Here is a 22,553-nt window from a genome sequence, read left to right on the forward strand (position 1 = left end):
CGTCACTCGGTGCGGGCCGCGAGGGCGCTCTGCCACGGCACACCGTGGATCTCCTGAGTCGCCTCGGCGAGCAGGTGAGCGCCGAGATACCGCTCCAGCGGCGCGACGTCACAGAGCGCCAGCAGTTGGTAGAGCATGTTCGTGCAGAACCGGTAGACCTGGAACTCCCGGCTCGCGGCGATCCGCTGGAAGCCCGACGCCTCCAGCGCCCGGTGGTAGGCGCTCGCCCCACGGCGGCTGAGGTCCCAGCGGACAGCGGTGGCCTCGTCGAACGAGGTCGACCGGCGACGGAACTCGGCGGAGAGCATCCCGCTGAGCGCACCCGCGTCGTACGCCCGCTCGGCGATCCGCCACGAAGCCGCGCTCCAGGCCCGCCACGCCGCCGCCACTGGCTCGGCGGTGTCCGGTGTGGACGCCTGCCGGACCAGGTCGTGGTACCGCCCGCCCGCCCGCTCGGCGAAGGCCGCGAAGCGCGGGCGCAGGACGGGACCCCGCTCGCCGAAGAGGAAGTCCTCCAGGTGGGACAGGAAGGTGTGGTAGCCGGACAGCAGCCGGCCCGGCCAGGTGTCCGCGTGCGCGGCCATCGCGGTGACCACGACGCCCACCCGGGCGGCAGGGGCGTCCCCGACGAGGGCGAGTTGGTCCAGCGACACCCGCACCGGGGCCAGCCCCGCGGCGAGAACATCGGCACGGCACTCGACCGCGCCCGGCGTACCGAGCAGGGCGGCGAGACCGCTCTGGTCGCCCTCGGTCACCAGCACCGTGTTGTCCGGATGGATCGGGTCGTACGGTGGCGGCACGAGCTCGGCCCGGCCGGCCGCCTCGGACCGGCGCCGCAACAGGTCCTCGTCGAGGCCGGCCCGGGACGGCGCCGTCGCCAGGTAGGCGCGTAACCGCTCGGCGGCCTCGGCGGCTTCGGCGGCCCGCAGCGCCGCCGGGCCGCGCAGCCGCAGGCGTACGTGTGGGCCGTGCAGCCAGTGCCGTTCCAGGTGGACGGCCAGCCCGGCGTCGCGCAGCCGCGCGGCGCCGGGCAGGACGGCGTCGCGCAGCAGCGGCGACTTGACCTCGTCGTGGTAGTGGCACACGACGTCGGTGGTCGGCGTCAGCTCGGTCACGGCGGTGTTCGGCTCGGTCATCGTTCGGCTCGGTTCGGCTCGGTGCGGGTGCGGGGGCCTGGTGTGGGCGGAGCGGAGGCGCTCGCCCCGGGGCGTCGACATGCCGGCGATCCGCGCGGTGCCCGGTCAGTCACCGGAGGCCGCCGGCAGGTAGGTCTCGAGGACCAGTTCCGTGACCCGGTGCGGGCGCTCGTGGCCGGCGGGGCGGGGGCGCGCCTCCTCGATCACCAGGGGACCGGTGATCCGGGCGAGCCATCGGGGCACACAGCGCAGGTGCAGCGGGCTGGCCAGGTCGACGAACTGCGGCTTGGGCCGGGTGACCGCCTCCCGGAGCCCGGCCACCGTGGGGGGCGTCGGCGACGGGGTGGACGGGGACCCGGTCGCCGGGGACGGCCCGGTGCCGGGCCGGCCGGGCGGCCCGTGCCCGGCGGGTCGGCTGCCCTGACGGAGGAAGACCTGGTCGGGCAGGTCCCAGGCGGCTCGCAGCCCGGCGGCGGCGACCGGTGAACCGGTCGACGGTGAGCCGAGTCCGCGAAGGCGCTCCTCGGCACCGCCGTCGAACCGCCAGCTACGGCGGGCGACGACGAACCGGCCACAGCGGAGCCTGTCGCGGACCACCGCCTGCCCGCCCGGGCCGGACACCGTCCGCGTCGCGGCCAGGTGGCCGAGCCCGACCTCACCGCTGCCCAGGTCGCCGAGCAGCGCGGCGACCCGGGCCGGCAGCGCCGGTGGAGCGAGGAAGCCGAGGTACAGCACGTCGAGCAGGTCACCGGTGGCCGGGTCGAGCAGCCGGACCTGATCGCTGGCCAGGTCGTGCACCAGCTCGATCGCGGTGAGGTCGAGGCCGCCCAGCCGTGGGTCGTCGCCGACGTCCTCGCCGAGCAGCAGCGGGTGCAGGTTGGCGTTGAAGCCGTGTACCGGTCGGAACTGGGCCACCCGGCCGGGCAGCACGCGGCGCAGCTGGGCGGCGACCGCCTCCCGCATCCCGGCGTCGCCGAAGAGGCCGAGGAAGCGGCTGGTGAACCGCCCCCAACCGCCGTAGATGTGGTTGAGGTGGACCGATCCGTCGGCGTCGGGTTGGCAGAAGAAGGCGTACGACGCCGGCCGGGCCCGCAACCAGCGGGGCAGCGCCGCGACCGCCTCGGCGACCAGTTCGGCACCGATGACGGTCTCCACACCGTCGTCCCCGCCGCCGGCCCGTACCGCCCGGGTCACCTCCTGCCGCAGCGTGGCCAGCGCGGCCAGCTCGGGCACCTGGGCGATCGGACCGCCGGCCAGGGCCCCGTCGGGGGTCACCGCGGGCAGGTCGCCGAAGCCGGCGCCGACCTCGGCGAAGAACTCGCCGAGGTCGGCGCAGCGGCCCCCGGAGCCGTACCGTTCGACGAATCGGTGCCGCAGCAGCCGGCGCAGCACCTGGTCCGCGTCGAACATCAACGCGAGCCCGGTCAGCGCGGTCAGGTCGGCGGTGTCCGCCGGCCGCCGGCTCAGCCGTACCGGTCCGGGCAGCACGACGTCCTCGGTGGCCGGGGCCAGTGGCGGCGCGGTGGCGCCGAGCGAGTGCAGGGCGTCGCGCCAGCCCGCGCTGATCCGACGTACCAGCGGACCGCGTCGCGCCGCCTCGACGTCGGCCAGGGATCGGATGTCCTGGTCGAGGCGCCGCACCTGGTCGGCGACGGCGGGATCACCGGTGTCGGCGAGCCAGTCGGCGATCGCCGCGAGCGCCGCCGGGTCGTGTTCGGTGGTCGGCGGCACCGGAACCAGCAGTCGTTCCGTGCAGAGCTGAGCGACGAGTCGGCGGGCGAGCCGCTCGGCCGCCGCGGCGTCCGTGGCGGGGTGCGCGGGGCGTCGGCTGAGGGCCGCGACGAGTTCCTCCGGCGGGTACCCGCCGGGTGCGGCGCGGAGCACCCGGATGATCGCGGCCAGCGCGGGCCGCAGCGGCATCAGTACCCGTTCCTCCCGGATCACCGGCGCACCGTCGGCGCCGGTCGTCGGGTGCTCGCGGTAGAACACCACGTGCTCGCCGAGCACGCGGGTCCCGGGCGCCAGCCGGTGCGGGGTGCGTGGCGCCTGTCCCGGGCGGCCGTTGCCGGCCAGGAAGAGGCTGGCGACCAGGCCGGCCGGTGGACGGGTTACCGCCGTCGGCACTCCGGCCGCCGACAGATCCAGGCCCGCCACGGGTTCCGGGCAGGCCACACGGTCACGTTCGGGCCGGGACCGTGGCCCGGGCGGCGGGGGGCCGGGGGCGCTGTCGTCCGGCCAGGAGCCCCAGCCGACGATGGTGAACCAGGAGAGCGGGCTGGTCCGCGTGGACGTCCGCAACGCGTACCGGAGCACGGTGGGCTCCGACTTGCGACCGCGGGCGTCCGGTACGCCGCCGCGCGCTGCCGTGCGGTGTACCGCTGCCAGCAGCTCCGGGCTGGTCAGCGCCACGGCCCGGCCGAACGGGTCGCTGCCGCAGAGGGTGGCGAGCGCGACGCGTTCCTCGGCCAGTGCCGCCTCCGACCCGGCGTCGATGGCGCCGGTCAGCCGGTCGATCTCGGCCCGAACCCGCAACCAGCGCCCCAACGCCGGCAGGCGTGCGGGAATGTCGCCGAGCCGGGCACGGACATCGCCGGCCGGGGACCGACCGTTGTGGACGTCGCGCCGCAGTGGCAGCAGGACCGACTGGCGGTACGCCCTCGAGGACCGACCGCCGAGCCGGTACAGCTCGTCGGCGAGCTCGGGGCCGAGAGAGTGGCACTCGACCAGTCGATCGACGAGGCGGTCCTGGAGGCGGCGCAGCTGCCGGCCGGCCGGCCCGGACGCCGGCTGGTCGACGCCCGTCAGGCGGATCAGCACGTACGGGGCGACCTCGACCTCCGGTGCGACCGGGCCGCCGGGTGCCGACGACACCGGTGGAGCGGAGTTCTGGCGGGTGGTGGACACGGTCTCCCCTGTGGACGGTCATCGACACCGGCCGGTCGAACCGGTGGGGACGGTCGCGCCGACGGTGTCGGCGACCCGGCCCCGCCGGTCGGCACCGATCCGGTACGACTACAGAGGAAGCTGGGCGGCGCAGGAGGAGTAGCCCAGCCACTCCCAGACGATGGAGGTGCTCGCCGAGGCGCCGGTTTCCGGCAGGGCCACCGCGTCGCGGACGGCGTGCACCTCCAGCAGGTCGGACACCTCCAGGTCGGCCAGGTTGAGGTCTTCGAGGTCGGCCAGCGTGGCCGCCATGTCCGGCATGGTCACTCCATTCTCCGAAGGCGTTGCTCCCAGAGCGGTGCGCTCGATGAGCAACACGGACAGTGGGAATGACGCTAGTCGCTTCCGACCGCGCGTTGCCCGTCCGACCGCCCAGTGACCGGTGGCCGTCCGACGGATGTCGAATATGGACAGAGCGAACGTATGGTCCCGCGATCCGGTGCGAGGGGCCGGTTGTGGTGGACGCCGGGACCCAGGTCCTCCTGAAATCCCGCAGTCCAGCCGCGGTGCGGCGAGCCCGACCGGCGGGATTGTCCGCGTCGCCGGAATGTCGCCGGAACCGGGTTCGCGGACCCGGGTCGTTGCGACACGTGCCGATTGGCCAGAGATGTCGCGGGCGGCTCTGGTCAGCAAAAAACTTGAGTTTCTCAATCTGACCTCGAGGGTCCGGGTCGAGGCAGGGGTTGACCGGATCGATGTGCAGAAGGGCGTCGAGCAGGTCCCGGACGGTCATGGCTGGTCCGCCAGTCGGAGTACGGCGTTGGCGAGGACGTCGGTGCCGTTGCCGCAGGCCGTGGGGTTGGAGTACTCGCGGGGCGTATGGCTGATGCCGCCGTTCTCGCCGGCGACGAACACCATGGCGGTGGGGCAGATCGCGGAGATCTCCTGGGCGTCGTGGCCGGCGCCGGACATGGTGCGCACGTACGGCAGACCGAGGTCGTCGGCGGTGGCGGCGAGCACCTCCTGGATGCCGGGGTGGAACGGGACGACGGCGGTCTTGGCCATCCGTTCCCAACCGACCTGGACGCCGTGGTGGGCGGCGAGCTCGTCGACGTAGCCGGCGAGGTGCTGCTCGGCGGAGGTCATGTGGTCGTTGTCGGGGTTGCGCAGGTCGATGGTCAGGGTGGCCTGGTGCGGGATGACGTTGGTCTGGCCTTCGCCGATGCCGAAGTTCCCGATGGTGGCGCGAAGCTGTCCGAAGTCGCCGCTGTCGCACATCCGTCGGGCCTCGACCACGACATGGGCCGCGACCAGGCCGGCATCGTGCCGGGACTCGATGGGGGTGGTGCCGGCGTGGGCGGCCTCACCGCGGATGGTGAGCCGCTGCCAGGAGATGGACTGAACGCCTTCGACGATGCCGATGTCGACGCCGGCATCGGCGAGGATGGGGCCTTGCTCGATGTGGCACTCGACGTAGGCGTACGGGATGGGGCGCCGTTCGTGGGCGTCGCCGTTGAATCCGATGCGAACGAGTTCTTCCTTGACGGTCCTGCCGTCCCCGTCGGTGAGCTTGTGGGCGTGGTCGAGCGGGATGCGTCCGGCCGTCACGGCCGAGCCGAGCATGTCGGTGCCGAACCGGACGCCTTCCTCCTCGGTGAAGAGTCCGACCTCGATGTCGCGCAGGGTCTCGATGCCGGCGTCGTCGAGGGTGCGCATCACCTCGATGCCGCCAAGCACACCGAGGGTGCCGTCAAAGGCTCCGCCGGTGGCGACGGTGTCGATGTGGGAGCCCATCAGTACGCACGGCAGGGACCGGTCGCGGCCCGGGCGGGTGGCGTAGACGTTGCCGATGCGGTCGACCCGCACCTCGAGCCCGGCCTCGAGCATCCACCGCACGCAGCGGCGGCGGGCTTCGGCGTCAGCGTCGGTCAGCGCCAGACGCCGGACTCCGCGCAGCCCGGTCGCCTCGTCGTGGTAGGCGCCGATCTCCTTCAGTTGCATGAGGGAGGCCCAGAGTCGGTCGCGGTTGATCCGGACGGTACGGGTCATCGAACGGGTCCTTCCGTACTGAGCAGAACGACTACGGCGTCGTGGCCGAGGTCGAGGGCGGCACGCCGCCGCGGGTCGGTGAGGACGGCCCGGACGCCGGCCAGGGTGGCCGCGCCGCTCGGGCCCGAGGAGACACCGAGCCGACCGAGGTCGTCGACGGCGCGGAGCGCCTCGTCGTCGCTGACGGCCACGGCAACGTCGCAGCCCGCGCGCAGCACCGGCCAGGCAGAGCGGGACATGGTGCCGCAGTTCAGGCCGGCCATCAACGTCGCCGCGGTCGGCACCGTCACGGGTCGGCCCGCGGTCAGGCTGGCCAGCACGCATGCTGCGGCGTCGGGTTCGACCGAGAGCACGCTCGGATGCGTGGTGCCCGGGCGTCGGTAGTGCCGCACGACCGTCTCAGCCAGCGACCCGACCCCGACCGGGACCGCCACCAGGTCCGGTGGCCCCTCGAGCTGGGCGTCGACCTCCGCCAGCAGCGTCTGGTAGCCCTCCACGATCCAGGCAGGCACCTGCTCGTAGCCGTCCCAGGCGGTGTCCTGGACCAGCGCCCGGTCGGGATGACCGTCGGCGAACTCGGCTGCCCGGCGCACCGCGGCGTCGTAGTCTCCGCCCACCCACACGACCTTCGCGCCCTCCCCGGCGATGCGGGCGGCGGTTTCCGGCAGCATCACCTCCGGCACGAACACGGTCGCCTCGACGCCGAAGTGAGCCGCCATGCGGGCGACCGCACGACCGTGGTTGCCCTCGGTCGCGGTCACCAGCGTGGCGCCGGGGCGCTGCTGAAGTACCTGGCGGCAGGCCCAGGAGGCGCCGAGCACCTTGAACGCCGGCAGCCCGAGTCGCGACGACTCGTCCTTCACCAGTACCCGCCCGACCCCAAGCTCGCCGGCCAGATCGGGGACCGGAACCAGCGGCGTGGGCGTGTACCCCGGCAACGACCGGTGGAACGCGTGCGCGTCACCCGACGCGAACGAGCTGGTCCAGTCACGAGCGGTCGGCGACCGGTACCACGGCATCATGCGGACCATCGTCCCCGCCACAAACTCATCAGGTCCAGCGCGGAAACCAGCAAGATAATGTGAAGCAAACCTGATGCATTGGGAGGCTCGGTGCTCGATCTTCGACGCCTACGACTGCTGCGCGAGCTCGCCCGCCGAGGCACCATCACCGCGGTCGCGGAGGCGCTGTCCTACAGCCCGTCCGCGGTCTCCCAGCAGCTCGCCGCGCTGGAGAAGGAGACCGGGGTGCGCCTCCTCGAGCCAGCCGGCCGCCGGGTCCGGCTGACCGCCCAGGCCGACCTCCTCGTCGCCCACACCGAGCTGCTGTTGGAAGAGATGGAACGCACCCAGGCCGCACTCGCCCAGTCCCTGAACGAGACCGTCGGCACGCTGCGGGTCGCCGCCTTCCAGACCGCGGTCCTCAGGCTCGTGCCGTACGCCCTCACCCAGCTCGCGCAGCATCACCCGAGGCTGCGGGTCGAGGTGACCGAGCTCGAGCCCGAGGTCGCTCATCCCGCTCTCGTAGCCGGCGAGTTCGACATCGTCCTCGGCGAGGAGTATCCCGGCCACCCCCTGCCGAGGGCCCGGGAGACCGAGCGGCGCGACCTGCTCACCGACGAACTTCGGCTCATCACGCCAGCCGTGTGGAGCGAGCGGTCGTTGTCCAAACTGGCGTCGCGTCCGTTCGTGATGGAGCCCGTCGGCAGCACCGCCCGGGAATGGGCGACGGCGGCATGCCGACAGGCGGGGTTCGAGCCCGACGTCCGCTACACCTCCACCGACCTGCAGATCCACCTGCGCCTCGTTGAGAACGGCCTCGCAGCCGCCCTGCTCCCCGACCTGTCAGGTGCGGGTGACCGTCACAACGTGGTCTCGCACCCGCTCCACGGCCGCCCCAGAAGACAGATCTTCACCACCGTACGGCGCGGAGCAACGCGCCATCCCAAGGTCCAGGCGTTCACGTCCGCCCTCAAGGCCCAGCAGACTCCGGCTGGCTCGGACCGGGTGTGAGCCCATCCCGGCCGCGACGCGCAGCACGTCGAGGTCGTTGGTGATCTTCGCGGGCGGACCTGCGGCACGTCCCGTAGATCTCCAGGATGTCCGACCGATCGACCTCAGCGGCCGACGTCGAACGCAGCCACTCTCTCGGCGAGCCAGGTCACATCGGCGCCGCTCGTGACCTCGACCGGCTCGGATGCGCGGCAGAAGATCCGCCCTCCCGCGGCCACGCCATCGAGCCGCATAGAACTGTTGCTCACCCGCAGCCAGGTGCCCTCGCGCATGGCGAGTACCGGGACGTCGTTCTCCTCGAGGAACTGGGTGAGCCGCTCCTCCCGGGTCTCACCCTGGTGCGTCGAGGCCGGGTCCGGGTCGAGGTAGTGGGGGTTGATCTGGAAGGGCACGAGGCCGAAGGTCTCGAAGGACGGCGGTTGGACGATGGGCATGTCGTTCGTCGTACGCAGGCTCGGCGTCGCGACGTTGGTGCCGGCACTCGACCCGATGTAGGGCATTCCCTCGGACACCCGGGTGCGCACGACGCTGATCAGGTCGAGCTCGTGGATCGCCTTGACGAGACGGAAGGTGTTGCCGCCGCCGACGAAGACCGCCTCGGCGTTGGCGACGATGTCGCGTGGCGTGCCCTCGTGTGCTCCTCGGACGGTGATGCCGAGTGGCTCCATGGCCCGACGGACCGTGTTGGTGTAGCCGTCGTGGTCCGCCAGTGCGAAGGGGACGAACACGATGGAGCGCCGGCCGTCGAGTGCCTGGAGGATCGCGTCGCGCGCATGCTCCAGGTAGGCCCGTCCCGGAGCTGTCGAGTTGGACAGGAGCAGGAGGTTCTGGTGGCCCTGGGTCATGGTGTCTCCTCGATGCGGCCGGTCTGGCTCGTCGGCGTGGCGTTCAGTGGGATCGGAGCGTCGTGGTCTGCCGGGTTGCGGCGGCCGAGTTCGCCCGGTTGTCGAGCAGGGCGCACAGTTGCTCTGCGGCGGCCTGTAGTGCGGGCAGGTGGTCCCGGATGTCGTCTGGACGCGCCGGATGCTTGCTCTCACCGAGGCTGAGCGAGCCGACGGGCCGGCCTCTGAGCATGATGGGAACGGCGAGCGCCCTGGTGGCGTAGTCGTATTCGCCCTCTGAGTAGGCGTATCCCTGCGCGACGGTCTCGACGAAGAGCCGTTCGAGCTGGTGCTCGTCGACCTTCGTCAGCTCGGTGAACGTGGCGAAGACGCGACCGGAGATGAGGGCGCGTCGTTCGTTGCTGTCGAGGAAGGCGAAGTAGCCGCGGGAGGTGGCTCCCGCGTTGGCCGGGTACAGCTCGCCTACGAGCGGATGGCTGCGCAGCGGTTCGCCGCCGTTGACGGCGGCGACGCAGCGGACGTGCAGCCCGTCCGGGACGGCGAAGATGGCGGTGCGATCGGTCTGGAAGGCGAGCGGTTCGAGCACCCGCTGGGCCAGGGCGGCCAGCCCTCCTGTGCGCTCCCAGACGGCGGCCATCCGCCACATCGTCGGTCCGAGGCTGTAGCGCCGGGTCACCGGATCGGCGTTGAGGAAGCCGCGCGCGGCGAGCGCGGCGAGGATCCGCTGCGCGGTCGACTTGTCGATGGCGAAGGCTTCGGCAAGCTCCAGGACGCCCCAGTCGCGACGCCGCTCGGTGAACGACAGAAGGACCTCCAGGGCGCGGTCCACGGTCTGGAGCGGCGAGCGGGGGCGAGGGCCGGTGTCTGACATGGGTCCTCCGGGATGGGTGGGACGTGTGAGAACTTACCGCACCCCGACCCAGCTCGAGACGCCCTCTCACATACAGAGAAGGTATTGCGCGTGGAAGCCGGGCGGACGAATCCTGGGTGGCACCGAGACCAGGTCAGACCCAACAAAGCGCAGATTGGAGGTGGCCGTGAACCACGTGGTGCGACGAGTCCTCGCGATGATCCCGGCGCTCCTCGGCGTCGTGCTCTGCATCTTCCTTCTCACGCGAGTCCTGCCCGGTGACCCGGCCCGGACGCTCGCGGGGGAGCAGGCCGACCCCGCGACCGTCGAGAAGATCCGTGCCGAGATGGGCCTCGACCAGCCACTGGTCGCCCAGTTCGTCTCCTACGTGCGCGGCCTCTTCGCCGGAGACTTCGGGTTCGCGTGGCACACCGGGCAGCCCGTCCTCACGGACTTCGCCTCCCGGCTGCCGGCGACGGTCGAGCTCGCCATCGCGGCGATCCTGATCTCGCTGCTCGTGGGGGTCCCGATCGGTGTCATCAGCGCGACGCGTCGCGACCGGCCCATCGACCACGCCAGCCGCATCTTCTCGCTGGTCGGGGCGTCGATGCCGCTCTTCTGGCTCGCCCTCATCGTGATCTTCGTCTTCTACAACAAGCTCGGGTGGGAGCCGGCACCGCTGGGCCGCATCGCCCAGGACGTGAACCCACCGACGTCGATCACGGGGCTCTACGTCCTCGACTCGCTCCTGACCGGTGACCTCGTCGCGCTCAAGTCGTCGCTGGCCCACATCATCTGGCCGGCCCTGTGCCTCGCCACCGGGAGCACGGCGATCATCGCCCGGATGACGCGCTCCGAGATGCTCGAGGTGATCAACCAGGACTACGTGCGCACCGCTCGCTCCAAGGGCCTGCCGCCGGCCAGGGTCATCCTCAAGCACGCGCTGAAGAACGCCGCCCCCGTCATCGTGACCGTCGTCGGACTCCAGTTCGGCCAGCTCCTCGGTGGCGCGGTCATCACCGAGACGGTCTTCAGCTGGCCGGGCATCGGCGCCTATGTCGTGCAGTCCGTGCTCGCCACCGACTACGCGCCGGTCCAGGCCTTCACCCTGCTCGCCGCGGTCATCTACCTGACGGTCAACCTCTGCGTCGATCTGTTCAACGGCCGCTTGGACCCGAGGATCGAGAATGCCTGACACCACCGTGTCCGCAACCGCGCGGGACCACCGGGTCGCGTCGTCCGACCGGGCGACCGCCAGGCCCACGACCGCCTGGCGCCTCCTGGTCCGAAACCGCCTGGCGATGGTCGGTCTCGTCTTCATCGCGATCTGGACCATCGGCGCTCTCGTGGCCGACCTGCTGCCGTACTCGCCCACCGAGACCGGCGCCGGAGGGCTCCTCGAACCGCCCTCCAGCGCACACCTCTTCGGCACGGACAACTTCGGCCGCGACATCCTCGCCCGGGTCCTCGCCGGCGGGCGGATCTCGCTCTGGACCGGGCTCATCGCCGTCGGGATCTCGCTTCTCGTCGGTGTCCCGATCGGCGCCATCTCCGGCTTCGTCGGCGGCGCGGTGAGCGCGGTGCTCATGCGGGTGATGGATGTGCTCCTGGCCTTCCCGTCGCTCGTGCTGGCCATGGCGATCGCCGCCGCCCTCGGCCCCGGCCTGGCGAGCGCGATGGTCGCCGTGGGTGTCGTCGGCATCCCCGAGTTCGCCCGCATCGTCTACAGCCAGACCCGCTCGCTCCGTGAGCGTGACTTCGTCGAGGCCGGGCGCGCCATCGGCCTGCGTGATCGGACCATCCTCATCCGACACATCGTCCCGAACACCGTTGCCCCGATCCTCGTCCGAGCGACCCTCGGCATGGGCTACGCGATCCTCACGGCCGCCTCGCTCAGCTTCATCGGCCTCGGCGCGCAGCCGCCGACGCCGGAATGGGGCGTCATGATCTCGGACGGCCGTGGCTACATCATCAGCGGCGAGTGGTGGATGACCCTCTTCCCCGGCATCGCCATCGCCACCTCGATTCTCGGCTTCAACCTCATCGGCGACGGCCTTCGCGACGTCCTCGACCCACGCCTGCGGACGAGCCGATGACCCGGTGCGGAGCTGCCACGGACGCCAGCCAATCCGCCCACCCCACCCCCACCCCCACCCTGACCTGAAGGAGAACAGCGTGAAGCGCAGCGCCACCCTGGCCGCCGCGGTCGCCGTCATCTTCGTCGCAGCCGGCTGTGGAGCCAACGCCAACCAGGGCGGCTCCTCGCAGGCCGATGGGACCGCCAAGGACACCCTCGTTGCCGCCTACTCCGAAGGCGGCAAGACCCTCAACCCCGCCGAGGCCAACGACGTCACCTCCGACACGTTCGTCGTGGCGGCCTACGACCAACTGGTCACGTACGACCGCACGACGGTCGACGGCAAGCCGACCGCCAAGACGGACACGATCGTGCCGATGCTGGCCGAGTCGTGGAAGGTGAGTACCGACTCGAAGAGCTACACCTTCACCATCCGGCAGGGCGTGAAGTTCGAGGACGGCTCGGCGCTCGACTCCGACGACGTCGTCAAGACGTTCGACTTCATCAAGAAGTCGAGTTCGGCGAGCTTCCTGTACGGCATGGCCGGCATCGACACCGTGACGGCGGTCGACTCGCAGACGGTGAGGATCGACCTCAAGGCGCCGAACCACCTCTTCCTCCAGATCCTGCCGATGTACTCGTTCTCGATCATCAACATCGACAAGGTCAACGCCGAGGGCGGCAGCAAGTGGCTCGACACGCACACCGCGGGCTCCGGCCCCTACCGGCTGACGAAGTGGGACCCGGCGACGGAGGCCGTGCTCGAGCGTAAGGACGCGTACTGGGGCGAGAAGCCAGCCCTGCGTAAGATCAACACGAAGTTCATCGGCGAGGCGAGCAACCGGGTCCAGTTGCTCAGCAAGGGCGAGGTCGACATCGCGCTCGAGGTGCCCGCAAAGGACGTCGACGCCCTGTCGAAGCAGTCCGGCGTCACCATCGACTCCCGGGCCAGCAACAAGATCCTCTTCTTCGGGATGAACAACGCCATCAAGCCGTTCGACAACCCGAAGGTCCGCCAGGCCGTCTCGTACGCGATCCCGTACGACAAGCTCATCAACGACGTCATGAAGGGTCAGGCGTCGCCGATGCGCTCGTCGGTGGCCAGCTCGACCCCGGGCTTCAGCGACGCCGGCAACGCCTACTCGTACGACCTGGACAAGGCCAAGGCGCTGCTGGCGGAGGCCGGTTACCCCAACGGCTTCAGCTTCGACTTCACCCTCGGCAGCGGCTTCCAGGACTGGTCGGACGCCGCCGTGCTCATCCAGGCCGAGCTGGCGAAGATCGGCGTGACGATGAACATCAACAACATGGCGCGTCCGCAGTTCCTCGAGGCGCTCGCGACCAAGAAGGTGCAGAGCTACATCACCCGCTGGACCTCCTTCGTCAACGACCCGGGCTACCACCTCGGCCTCCTGCTGACCAGCGACGGCACGAGTAACTACGCCAACTTCCACAACGCCGAGGTCGACAACCTCTGGAAGCAGGCCGCGACCGAGTCGGACCAGAAGGTCCGCAACGATCTGTACGGCAAGGCGCAGCAGATCATCAACACCCAGGCGCCGTGGGCGTACCTCTACGAGTACAACATCGTCGTCGCGCAGCGCGCGGGCGTGCAGGGGTACACCTCGTACCCCGACGGGATCATCCGTTTCTTCCAGCTGAGCAACAAGGGCTGACGCCGCGGAGAGGCGTGCCGCCGGGCCCGCCGCCAACCCGACGCGCCCGGCGGCCGCCTCCTGCACAACACCGCGAATCCGACTCCCCGCAGGCCAACACGACACCTGGAGCCTGACTTGACCACGACATCCCCCGACTGGGAGACCCGGGTCCTCGACGAGATCGAGCGCACCCAGGACGAACTGCTGACGCTCGCCGGAGACCTCATCCGGATCCCGAGCGAGAACCCCCCGGGGGACTGCACGGACGTCGGCAACTTCATCGCCGACCACCTGCGCGCCCAGGGCCTCGACCCCGAGGTCCACGACGCCGGCGATGGTCGCCTCAGCATCGTCGTCCACCGTGCCGCGAGCAACGCCGCGGTGGACGACGACCCCACGACGGCGCGCCACCTGGTGCTCGCCGGTCACACCGACGTCGTCCCCGTCGGTGACCTGAACCGTTGGACGTTTCCCCCCTTCGCGGGGGACATCGTCGACGGCTACCTCCGCGGTCGCGGGGCGAGCGACATGAAGGCCGGCCTCGCCGGCGTCATCCACACGCTCGTCGTCCTGCACCGCCTCGGTGTCCCGCTCGCCGGGAAGCTGTCGCTCGCGGCGGTCCCCGACGAGGAACAGGGCGGCTCGCGCGGGGCGGACTGGCTGCTCGACCAGGGGGTCCTCGACGGCGCGACCGGCGCGATCATCGCCGAGCCCGCCGAACGTACGCACCCGACGATCGGCCAGAAGGGCAGCAACTGGTTCCGGATGACGATCGACGGCAAGCCGGGGCACGGCAGCCTCCAGCCGTTGCACGGCGTCAGCGCGAACCTGCTCGCGGCCAAGGCCGTCATCGCCCTGCAGCAGCTCTGGGACATGAAGCCGTCGGCACCTGAGGACGTGCGCGACCTCATCGAGCGGTCGAAGACGTTCGCCGAGGAGCGTGAGGGCTACGGTCCCGGCATCGGTGCCGTCTTCGAGCACGTCACCGTCAACATCGGCACGATCCACGGTGGCACCTCCTCCAACGTCGTCGCGGACCGGTGCGTCGTCGACGTCGACACCCGCGTGCCGATCGGGTTGTCGCGGGCCGAGGTCCTCGCCCGGGTCGACGAGCTGCTCGCCGAGGCGGGTATCGAGGCGACGATCGAGCCGACCGGCTTCCGCAGCGAACCGAACTGGACGCTGCCGAGCGACCCCATCGTCGCCGAGCTCGTCGCGGCCCTGCGCGAACTGACCGGGGACCCCACCGCGGAGGGCGTGCTCCAGTGGGCGTCGTCCGACGCCCGCACCTTCCGCAGCCACGGCATTCCCGTGCTCCAGTACGGGCCGGCGGAGCTGGCCACCATCCACGGCTTCGACGAGAGGGCGCCCGTCGCCGACGTCGTCCTCGCCGCGAAGACCTACGCCCTGACCACCCTCCGGTACCTCGGCGTCGCCGAGACCGCTGTCGAAAGCGAATGATCGTGCTGTCCCACGTCCTCACGGCCCTCGACCTCCTCGACCGTCCCGATGCCTCCGGGAAACTCGTCGCCGATCACCTGCGCACCCTCGGCGACGACGCCTGCTCGATCACCGTCGAGACGGTGGCCGGCGAGCTCGGCTCGACCGACTTCATCCAGGTCACCGTTCCGGGCAGCCGCGGCAGGACCGCCGGCGGCGACGCCCCGACGCTCGGTGTCGTCGGGCGCCTCGGCGGCCTCGGCGCCCGGCCGGAACTCATCGGCTACGTGTCCGACGGCGACGGGGCCACCGCCGCCGTCGCCACGGCCGCCAAGCTCCTCGCGATGCACGCCCGCGGCGACATTCTGCCCGGCGACGTCGTCATCTCGACGCACATCTGCCCCGACGCGCCGACCCGCCCACACGACCCCGTGCCCTTCATGGACTCGCCCGTCGACATCACCGCGATGAACGAGCACGAGGTCACCTCGGAGATGGACGCCGTCCTGTCCATCGACACCACGAAGGGCAACCGCCTCATCAACCACCGCGGCATCGCGATCTCCCCGACGGTCCGCGCCGGCTACATCCTCCCCGCGAGCGCCGACCTCGTCAGCGTCCTGGAGACCGTGTCGGGGGAGCCCGCCGTCGTCTTCCCGCTGTCGACGCAGGACATCACGCCGTACGGCAACGGCCTGCACCACCTCAACTCGATCCTCCAGCCGGCCGTCGCGACGGCCGCGCCCGTCGTCGGTGTCGCCATCACCACGGTGACGCCCGTCGCCGGCTGCGCGACCGGCGCGAGCCACGAGGTCGACATCGCACTGGCCGCGCGCTTCGCCGTCGAGGTCGCCAAGGGCTTCACCGCGGGTGCGGTGTCCTTCCACGACGAGGCCCAGGCGGCGCTCCTCGAGAGCCTCTACGGCCTGGCCACCCACCTGCAGACGAGCGGGAAGGCTTCCGCGCGCGCCTGAGCGGGCGCGCGGGACCGAGCCCAGCGGCATACGGAACAAGGAGCACGGACATGGCTGAGACCCTGCTGTCGATCGAGAACCTCTCGATCCGCATCGACACGTCGCGCGGCCCGATCCACCCGGTCCGGGGCCTCGACCTGACCATCGCACGCGGCGAGATGGTCGGGCTGGTCGGCGAGTCGGGCTCGGGCAAGAGCGTCACCGCCATGTCGATCACGGGACTGCTGCCGGCGCGGCAGGCGCACGTCACCGGCGGGCACATCCGCTTCGACGGGCGCGACCTCGCCGCGCTGTCGGACCGGCAGATGCGCAGGATCCGCGGTAAGGACGTCGCGACGATCTTCCAGGAGCCGATGACCGCGCTCAACCCGGTCTTCACGATCCGTGACCAGCTCACCGAACCGTTGCGTCAGCACATGCGCCTCGGCCGACGGCAGGCGGCGGACCGGGCGGGCCAACTGCTCGACATGGTGGGGATCCGCAACACCGCACGCGTCCTCGCCGGGTACCCGCACGAGCTGTCCGGTGGAATGCGCCAGCGGGTCATGATCGCCATGGCCATGGCGTGTGAGCCGAAGCTGCTCATCGCCGACGAGCCGACGACCGCGCTCGACGTCACGACCCAGCTGCAGATCCTCGACCTCATCATGGACCTGCAGGAGCAGCACGGAACGGCGGTCCTGCTCATCACGCACGACCTCGGCGTCGTCGCCCAGACCTGCCAGCGGGTCGCCGTGATGTACGGCGGTGAACTGCAGGAGACGGCACCGACGGAGCAGCTTTTCGCCGCGCCACAGGCCGACTACACGAAGCGGCTGCTCAGCTTCATCCCCTCCGCCAACGAGCACGTCATCGAGGCCGTCGAGGCGCTCGCCGAGGAGAGCGCGGCGCCCGACGGCTCGGGGCCGGTTCGCGTCGAGGCAGGCACGGACGCTCCCACGGCATCCGACGACGACGCGCCGGTGCTGCTCGAGGTCACCGACCTGACGAAGATCTTCACCGGGCGGCGCCGCCGTCTGGGACGTCCGGCCGACACCGTCAAAGCCGTCGACGGCGTGTCCTTCCGGGTTCGCCGTGGCCGCACGCTCGCCATCGTGGGCGAGTCCGGTTCGGGCAAGTCGACGACCGGTCGGGCCCTGCTGCGCCTGCATGAGCCGACGTCGGGGTCGGTGACCTTCAACGGGGCCGACCTCCTCGCGGCGAGTGACGACGAGTTGCGTCGCCTCCGCTCCGAGATGCAGATCGTCTTCCAGGACACGTACGCCTCGCTCGACCCGCGGTGGACGATCCACCGGGCCCTCGCCGAGCCGCTGCGGTTGCACACGGACCTCGACGACGCGGCGATCCGCGCCCGCATCGTCGACGTCCTCGAGACGGTCGGCCTGCGGGAGGAGGACATCGACCGCTTCCCGCACGAGTTCTCGGGGGGTCAGCGCCAGCGGATCGGCATCGCACGGGCCCTCATCCTCAACCCGAGCCTCGTCGTCTGCGACGAGCCCGTGTCGGCACTCGACGTGTCGGTACAGGCCCAGGTGCTCGACCTCATGAAGCAGTTGCAGCGGGACCTCGGGCTCACGTACGTCTTCATCTCGCACGACCTGTCCGTCGTCGAGATGATGGCCGACGAGATCGTCGTCATGAGCCAGGGCCGCGTCGTCGAGCAGGGCAGCGTCGAGCAGATCTTCACGGCGCCGCAGCACCCCTACACCAAGGCGCTCCTCGCTGCGATCCCGATCGCCGACCCCACCGCGCGGGTCGACCGGGCCGTGCGGCGCCGCATCGTCGAGCGTGGCGTCGCGGCTGCCGACCTGCCCGAGAAGCAGGTGGCGTGATGCGCGAACCGGCTGAGGGCGGGGCGCGCAGCGTGAGGCCGGTGCTCGGTCTCGTCACGATCGGCCAGGCACCCCGCGTCGACCTGATCCCCGATGTCGAGGATGCCCTCTCCGGCGTCGACTGGGTCGAACACGGCGCGTTGGACCTCCTCGACGTGGAAGGTATCGCCCGGCTCGAACCACGCGGCGGAGAGCGTACCCTTGTTTCCCGGCTGCGGGACGGTTCGCGCGTCCGCCTCGGCGCGACGAGCATCGCCCCGGCGCTCGACGGCGCTCTCCGACGTTGCGTAGCCGATCACTGCGGGGCCGTCCTCGTGCTGTGTACCGGCCGCGTCGAGCACGGTCCGGCGTCGGTGCCGGTGCTCCACGCGGAGGACCTCGCCCACGACCTCATGGTGCGGCTCGTCGGTGAGGGACGGTTGGGTGTCCTGTGCCCCGTGCCGGAGCAGTTGACGGACATCCGGCAGCGGTGGGAGGGGCGCCTGGGCCGCCCGGTCGTCGCGGCAGCCGTGGACCCCTACACGGCCGGCCTCGACGAGGTGGCGGCCGCCGGACGAAGGGTCGCCGCGGGCGGAGCCGACGTGGTCTTTCTCGACTGCATCGGCTACACGGGGGAGCAGCGGGAAGTGCTCGCCGCCGAGGGCATCCGAGCCGAGACCGCCCGCCACCTCGCGGTGACGGCTGCGGTGGGTCTCCTGTCTTCCGCCTCGTGCGCTGACCAGGAGCGTTCACCGGGTTGGTGACCCGACAGGGGCGGCGTTCGGTCCGGAAATCAGGCGAGCCTGGACGCGAGCAGACCCGTCAGATCCGTGAACGATCGAGATTGGTTCACAGTCGGCTTCCGGCCCGCGGCGCCGAGTATCCAGACCTCGTCCGGACTCGGGTGAGAGGCCTCGCCGATCGCCACCTGGATCACCGATTCCTGTACCGGCGCCGCCGGCATGCGGTCTGTGACTGGCGCTCACCGATCGACTACGAACGGTCAACTGCCTGTCCGCGTGGCGCTACCAAGATGCGGGCCGGTGCTCCGCCCTTTAGGGCGGGGGTGAAGGCCCGCGCGGGAGGCCGGCTAGGCCCGAGCGTGCTCTAACCCGGCTGGTTCTGCTGCTCGATGTACTGGTGAAGGGCTGTCAGGGGTGCGCCGTCCCTCCGGTGTGCCCCGAGCCTGTGGCGGCCCCACCGTGACGTGGGACCGGGGTGATGCCGCCTCACCCGGAACGGGTGAATTCACCCGCGGGCCCGCGGACGTCCGCCAGGTTCATCCGTTCCGGGTGAGGTCCCCCCACCCCGGTCCGAATGATGCTGCCCGTGGTCCGGCGGATTCTGTGGGAGGTGGTGCCATGTCGGAGGCGACCAGGACGTTCTTCGAGGCGCTCGAACGCCACGGCCACGAACGCCTGCTGAGGAAGACGAACGGCAGCATCCGCTTCGACCTCGAGCACGGCCACGAGGTCGACCACTGGCTGGTGGAGATCCGCGGTGGCACCGTCCGGGTGTCGCAGCAGAACAGCGACGCCGACGCGGTCGTCCGCGCCGACAGCGCGTTCTTCGACCGGTTGGCGCGCGGCGAGGCCAAACCGCTCGCGGCGTGGCTGCGGAACGACATAACCTCCGAAGGACAGTTCCGGTTCATCCTCCTGTTGGAGCGGCTTTTCGCGCCGCCGCCCGGCGCGCGTCACCCGCGGATCGCCGCCCGTGGCCGTCGGAGGCAGGGATGAAAAGCGACCTCGTCAGAGTCCTGGACGGCAACATCTTCGTGTTGAGCGACGGCAGTGGCGACATAGACGCCGGCCCCAGCGTCCCCTTGGGGTTCTTCTCGTTCGACACCCGGTTCCTCTCCCGGTGGCGGCTGACCGTCAACGGCGAACGGGTGAGCGCGCTGGCCGTGGACGACGCGTCGTACTTCGAGGTGCGGTTCTTCCTGGTGCCGGGGGCCCCGACGCACTACGTGGACGCCAAGGTGTCGGTGATCCGGGAACGGTCGGTGGTCGGCAGCAGCTTCGAGGAGCGGTTGACGGTGCTCAACCATTCCGGGGAACCGGCTGACTTCACGGTCCGCGTGGACGCGGCCGGTGACTTCGTCTCGGTGCTCGCGATCGGGCAGGAATGGGTAAGACCCGGTCGGCTCTACCAGCACGTCGAGGACGGGCGCCTGCACCTCGGCTACGTGCGGGAGAAGTTCCGGCGGGAGACGGTGATCTCCACGACTGAGCCGGCGCAGGTCGACGAACAGGGGCTGACCTACCACATCCGGATCGAACCCCACGGGCAGTGGACCACCATGCTGCACGTCCAGGGGCTGGTGCTGCGCCCCGACGGTCAGGATGTCCGAGAGCACATTTCTCCCGGCCGCCAACGACGCGACGCCGCACGGCTGCAGGACGACCTGCGGCAGTGGCTCGACAAGGCTCCGCAGTTGGGCTGCGACTGGAAGCCGGTGGAGCGGGCCTACGAGCGCAGCCTGGTCGATCTCGCCGCGCTCCGGTTCGCGCCGCTGACGCTGCCGACCGAGCCGTTGCCGGCGGCGGGACTGCCGTGGAACGCGACTCTCACCGGCCGCGACGCCATCCTCACCAGCCTGCAGGTGTTGCCGTTCACGCCGGAGTTGGCCGTCCACACCCTGCGGATGCTCGGCATCGACCAGGGCTCCGTGCTCGACGACTTTCTTGACGAGGAGCCGGGCAAGGTCGCGCGCGAGGTCCGCTACAGCGAGCTGGTCGCGTTCGAGGAACGCCCCCAGTCGGAGTATTTCGGTGCTGCCGACAGCACCCCGCTCTACGTGATTCTGCTCGACGAGTACGAGCGGTGGACGGGGGACGCCACACTCGTGCGCGAATTCGAGGACGAGGCGCGTGCGGCGCTGCACTGGATCGACGAGTACGGCGACATCATGGGCGACGGCTACGTCTGGTACCAGCGCCGCAACGAGCGGACCGGGCTGGAGAACCAGTGCTGGAAGGAATCCCCGAACGCCATCTCGTTCCGGGACGGCCGGTTGCCGAGCCAGCCCCGGGCGACCTGTGAGCTGCAGGGCTACGCCTACGACGCCAAGATCCGCGGCGCCCGACTCGCCCGCCAGTTCTGGCACGACCCCGCGTACGCCGATCGGCTGGAAAGAGAGGCCGCCGAACTCAAGGACCGCTTCAACCGCGACTTCTGGATCGACGACGGCGAGTACTACGCGCTTGCCCTCGACGGCGACGGCCGCCAGGTCGACGCACTCTCCTCCAACATCGGCCACCTCCTGTGGAGCGGCATCGTCGACGAATCCCGAGCCGCGAAGATCGCCGAACATCTGCTCGGACCCCGCCTCTTCTCCGGCTGGGGCGTACGCACCCTCGCGCATGGAGAGGGGCGGTACAACCCACTCGGCTACCACGTCGGCACCGTCTGGCCGTTCGACAACTCCTTCATCGCCTGGGGCCTGCGCCGCTACGGATTCCACCAGGAGGCCGGGCGCATCGCCGAGGGAATCATCGGCGCGTCCCGATATTTCCAGGGGCGCCTTCCGGAGGCCTTCGGCGGCTACGACCGCGAGTTGACCCGGCACCCCGTCCAGTATCCGGCGGCGAACAGCCCGCAGGCCCTGGCCACCGCGGCCCCCCTGCTGCTGGTGCGCACGCTGCTCGGCCTTGAGCCGTACGGCGAGGATCTGGTGGTCGCGCCGGCACTGCCTGAACGGTTCGGTCGGATCGAACTGCTCGACATACCAGGGCGGTGGGGCCGCATCGATGCCATCGGCACCGTCGCACCCCAGGAGGCGACGCTCGGCGGATGAGCCTGGCGCGGTCACCTCGCTGACGGTGTCGGCGGTTGGCGCCGGCTGGCGGGGGCGGCTGGTCCGGGACGGCTGCCTGGTTCCGGAGTTGCCGGCCCTGGCCACCGCCAGGCTGTCTTCCTCCACGACTCCACAGGATGCAGCTTGACCAGGCCATTGTCATTGGGCGGTTATTGGTCTACGGTTCAGGACCAATAACCGCCCAATGTTCGAGGTGATCATGTACGAGCCCGCCGACATCAGCGATGTCGTCGTCGACGAGACCCGGCCGGTACCCGCGTACTACCAGGTCTACGAGGCGTTGCGGCAGCGGCTCGGCGGCTCCGACCTCCCCCCGGGCAGCCGGCTGCCCACAGAACGGGCCATGGCCGAGCAGTTGGGCGTGAGCCGGGCCACGGTCCGCGAGGCGCTGACCCGCCTCGAACGCGATGGGCTCGTCAACCGGCGGCAGGGCGACGGCACGTACGTGGCCGAACCCCGGGTCGAGCACGACATGCGGTTCCTGCACGGGTTCTCCGCCGAACTGGCCCGGCGCGGGCACCGAGTCCGCTCGAAGGTCCTCGCCATGGGCACCGTCCGTCCCTCCGCCCGGCTCTGCGAGGTCCTCCGGGTCGCCGACGGCCCGGACACGGTGATCGAGCTGCGCCGGGTCCGTTCCCTCGACGGCAGCCCGGTGTCGCTGGAGACGGTGTGGCTCTCCGCCGACCGGTGCGCCCCCCTGCTCGGCGTCGACCTGAACGACCGGTCGCTCTACGACTCGCTGCGCGCCTTCGGTATCCAGCCGGTACGCGGGCACGAGCAGCTCACCGCCACCATCCTCGACGACTTCGAGGCGACCTGCCTCGACCAGAGGGTCGGCGCCCCCGCCTTCCTGGTCGAACGGGTCACCTACGACGCCGCCGATCACCCGGTCGAGTACGTCAAGAGCGTCCTGCGCGCCGACCGGTTCACCATCCGCACCGACCTCGACCTCGAGGCGGCCCGTTCTCCTCACACACCCCCCACCACCGAAAGCTGACCGG

Annotated in this window: 18 protein-coding genes; 11 read left to right on the forward strand and 7 right to left on the reverse strand. The window is 70.8% G+C overall.

The window, feature by feature from the left end; all coding sequences use genetic code 11:
- Positions 1-2: 2 nt before the first annotated feature.
- From ACGF5C_RS15845 to ACGF5C_RS15865, 5 genes are all read right to left on the reverse strand, one after another.
- The gene (locus tag ACGF5C_RS15845) at positions 3-1,136 is read right to left on the reverse strand and encodes a hypothetical protein (protein WP_393302021.1); all 1,134 of its coding nucleotides are present in this window, start codon (positions 1,134-1,136) and stop codon (positions 3-5) included.
- Between the two features lie 105 nt (positions 1,137-1,241).
- Positions 1,242-4,040, reverse strand: coding sequence for a lantibiotic dehydratase (locus tag ACGF5C_RS15850; protein ID WP_393302024.1), 2,799 nt, complete (start codon positions 4,038-4,040; stop codon positions 1,242-1,244).
- A 108-nt stretch (positions 4,041-4,148) separates the two neighbouring features.
- Entirely contained in the window at positions 4,149-4,340 is a 192-nt protein-coding gene (locus ACGF5C_RS15855; RefSeq protein WP_393302027.1) for a thiopeptide-type bacteriocin, read from the reverse strand.
- 468 nt (positions 4,341-4,808) lie between these two features.
- Positions 4,809-6,068, reverse strand: a complete 1,260-nt coding sequence (locus ACGF5C_RS15860) for a M20 family metallo-hydrolase (protein ID WP_393302030.1) — start codon at positions 6,066-6,068, stop codon at positions 4,809-4,811.
- On the reverse strand, positions 6,065-7,090 hold the full coding sequence (locus ACGF5C_RS15865; protein ID WP_393302033.1) for a pyridoxal-phosphate dependent enzyme: 1,026 nt from the start codon (positions 7,088-7,090) through the stop codon (positions 6,065-6,067). The genes ACGF5C_RS15860 and ACGF5C_RS15865 overlap by 4 nt, the downstream gene beginning before the upstream one ends.
- A gap of 90 nt (positions 7,091-7,180) precedes the next feature.
- On the opposite strand from ACGF5C_RS15865, the gene ACGF5C_RS15870 reads away from it, so the two are divergent.
- Positions 7,181-8,080: a LysR family transcriptional regulator gene (locus ACGF5C_RS15870; protein WP_393302036.1), complete on the forward strand. Its 900-nt coding sequence runs from the start codon at positions 7,181-7,183 to the stop codon at positions 8,078-8,080.
- Positions 8,081-8,184: 104 nt separating this feature from the next.
- Here the strand turns inward: ACGF5C_RS15870 and pepE are convergent, their stop codons facing one another.
- Both pepE and ACGF5C_RS15880 read right to left on the reverse strand, forming a co-directional pair.
- The gene (gene pepE, locus ACGF5C_RS15875; protein ID WP_393302039.1) at positions 8,185-8,925 is read right to left on the reverse strand and encodes a dipeptidase PepE; all 741 of its coding nucleotides are present in this window, start codon (positions 8,923-8,925) and stop codon (positions 8,185-8,187) included.
- Between the two features lie 43 nt (positions 8,926-8,968).
- On the reverse strand, positions 8,969-9,793 hold the full coding sequence (locus ACGF5C_RS15880; RefSeq protein WP_393302042.1) for an IclR family transcriptional regulator: 825 nt from the start codon (positions 9,791-9,793) through the stop codon (positions 8,969-8,971).
- Positions 9,794-9,959: 166 nt separating this feature from the next.
- On the opposite strand from ACGF5C_RS15880, the gene ACGF5C_RS15885 reads away from it, so the two are divergent.
- From ACGF5C_RS15885 to ACGF5C_RS15930, 10 genes are all read left to right on the forward strand, one after another.
- Positions 9,960-10,967, forward strand: a complete 1,008-nt coding sequence (locus ACGF5C_RS15885; RefSeq protein ID WP_393302045.1) for an ABC transporter permease — start codon at positions 9,960-9,962, stop codon at positions 10,965-10,967.
- Positions 10,960-11,868, forward strand: coding sequence for an ABC transporter permease (locus ACGF5C_RS15890; protein ID WP_393302049.1), 909 nt, complete (start codon positions 10,960-10,962; stop codon positions 11,866-11,868). The genes ACGF5C_RS15885 and ACGF5C_RS15890 overlap by 8 nt, the downstream gene beginning before the upstream one ends.
- 79 nt (positions 11,869-11,947) lie before the next feature.
- On the forward strand, positions 11,948-13,525 hold the full coding sequence (locus ACGF5C_RS15895; protein WP_393302052.1) for an ABC transporter substrate-binding protein: 1,578 nt from the start codon (positions 11,948-11,950) through the stop codon (positions 13,523-13,525).
- 117 nt (positions 13,526-13,642) lie between these two features.
- Complete coding sequence (locus tag ACGF5C_RS15900) at positions 13,643-14,968, forward strand: M20 family metallopeptidase (RefSeq protein WP_393302055.1); 1,326 nt, start codon at positions 13,643-13,645, stop codon at positions 14,966-14,968.
- Positions 14,965-15,921, forward strand: a complete 957-nt coding sequence (locus ACGF5C_RS15905) for a DUF1177 domain-containing protein (RefSeq protein ID WP_393302057.1) — start codon at positions 14,965-14,967, stop codon at positions 15,919-15,921. Before ACGF5C_RS15900 ends, ACGF5C_RS15905 begins: the two co-directional genes overlap by 4 nt.
- 50 nt (positions 15,922-15,971) lie before the next feature.
- Positions 15,972-17,753 (forward strand): ABC transporter ATP-binding protein, encoded by a 1,782-nt coding sequence (locus tag ACGF5C_RS15910; protein ID WP_393302060.1) that lies wholly within the window; start codon positions 15,972-15,974, stop codon positions 17,751-17,753.
- Positions 17,753-18,496: an AroM family protein gene (locus ACGF5C_RS15915; protein ID WP_393302063.1), complete on the forward strand. Its 744-nt coding sequence runs from the start codon at positions 17,753-17,755 to the stop codon at positions 18,494-18,496. The genes ACGF5C_RS15910 and ACGF5C_RS15915 overlap by 1 nt, the downstream gene beginning before the upstream one ends.
- Before the next feature lie 597 nt (positions 18,497-19,093).
- Positions 19,094-19,471 (forward strand): SCP2 sterol-binding domain-containing protein, encoded by a 378-nt coding sequence (locus ACGF5C_RS15920; RefSeq protein ID WP_393302066.1) that lies wholly within the window; start codon positions 19,094-19,096, stop codon positions 19,469-19,471.
- Positions 19,468-21,531, forward strand: a complete 2,064-nt coding sequence (locus ACGF5C_RS15925) for a glycogen debranching N-terminal domain-containing protein (RefSeq protein WP_393302069.1) — start codon at positions 19,468-19,470, stop codon at positions 21,529-21,531. The genes ACGF5C_RS15920 and ACGF5C_RS15925 overlap by 4 nt, the downstream gene beginning before the upstream one ends.
- A 205-nt stretch (positions 21,532-21,736) precedes the next feature.
- A complete protein-coding gene (locus ACGF5C_RS15930; protein ID WP_393302072.1) occupies positions 21,737-22,549 on the forward strand; it encodes a GntR family transcriptional regulator in 813 nt (270 codons plus the stop codon).
- The last annotated feature ends 4 nt before the right edge of the window (positions 22,550-22,553 follow it).

The sequence above is a fragment of the Micromonospora sp. NPDC047620 genome, from assembly GCF_043205005.1.
In the GTDB taxonomy this organism is placed as follows: domain Bacteria; phylum Actinomycetota; class Actinomycetes; order Mycobacteriales; family Micromonosporaceae; genus Micromonospora.

Excerpts from the sequence above, each read along its gene's own strand:
- ACGF5C_RS15845 (WP_393302021.1), bottom strand. The coding sequence starts at position 1,136 with ATGACCGAGCCGAACACCGCCGTGACCGAGCTGACGCCGACCACCGAC.
- ACGF5C_RS15855 (WP_393302027.1), bottom strand. The coding sequence starts at position 4,340 with ATGCCGGACATGGCGGCCACGCTGGCCGACCTCGAAGACCTCAACCTG.
- ACGF5C_RS15860 (WP_393302030.1), bottom strand. The coding sequence starts at position 6,068 with ATGACCCGTACCGTCCGGATCAACCGCGACCGACTCTGGGCCTCCCTC.
- ACGF5C_RS15865 (WP_393302033.1), bottom strand. The coding sequence starts at position 7,090 with ATGATGCCGTGGTACCGGTCGCCGACCGCTCGTGACTGGACCAGCTCG.
- pepE (WP_393302039.1), bottom strand. The coding sequence starts at position 8,925 with ATGACCCAGGGCCACCAGAACCTCCTGCTCCTGTCCAACTCGACAGCT.
- ACGF5C_RS15880 (WP_393302042.1), bottom strand. The coding sequence starts at position 9,793 with ATGTCAGACACCGGCCCTCGCCCCCGCTCGCCGCTCCAGACCGTGGAC.
- ACGF5C_RS15890 (WP_393302049.1), top strand. The coding sequence starts at position 10,960 with ATGCCTGACACCACCGTGTCCGCAACCGCGCGGGACCACCGGGTCGCG.
- ACGF5C_RS15905 (WP_393302057.1), top strand. The coding sequence starts at position 14,965 with ATGATCGTGCTGTCCCACGTCCTCACGGCCCTCGACCTCCTCGACCGT.
- ACGF5C_RS15910 (WP_393302060.1), top strand. The coding sequence starts at position 15,972 with ATGGCTGAGACCCTGCTGTCGATCGAGAACCTCTCGATCCGCATCGAC.
- ACGF5C_RS15915 (WP_393302063.1), top strand. The coding sequence starts at position 17,753 with ATGCGCGAACCGGCTGAGGGCGGGGCGCGCAGCGTGAGGCCGGTGCTC.
- ACGF5C_RS15920 (WP_393302066.1), top strand. The coding sequence starts at position 19,094 with ATGTCGGAGGCGACCAGGACGTTCTTCGAGGCGCTCGAACGCCACGGC.
- ACGF5C_RS15925 (WP_393302069.1), top strand. The coding sequence starts at position 19,468 with ATGAAAAGCGACCTCGTCAGAGTCCTGGACGGCAACATCTTCGTGTTG.
- ACGF5C_RS15930 (WP_393302072.1), top strand. The coding sequence starts at position 21,737 with ATGTTCGAGGTGATCATGTACGAGCCCGCCGACATCAGCGATGTCGTC.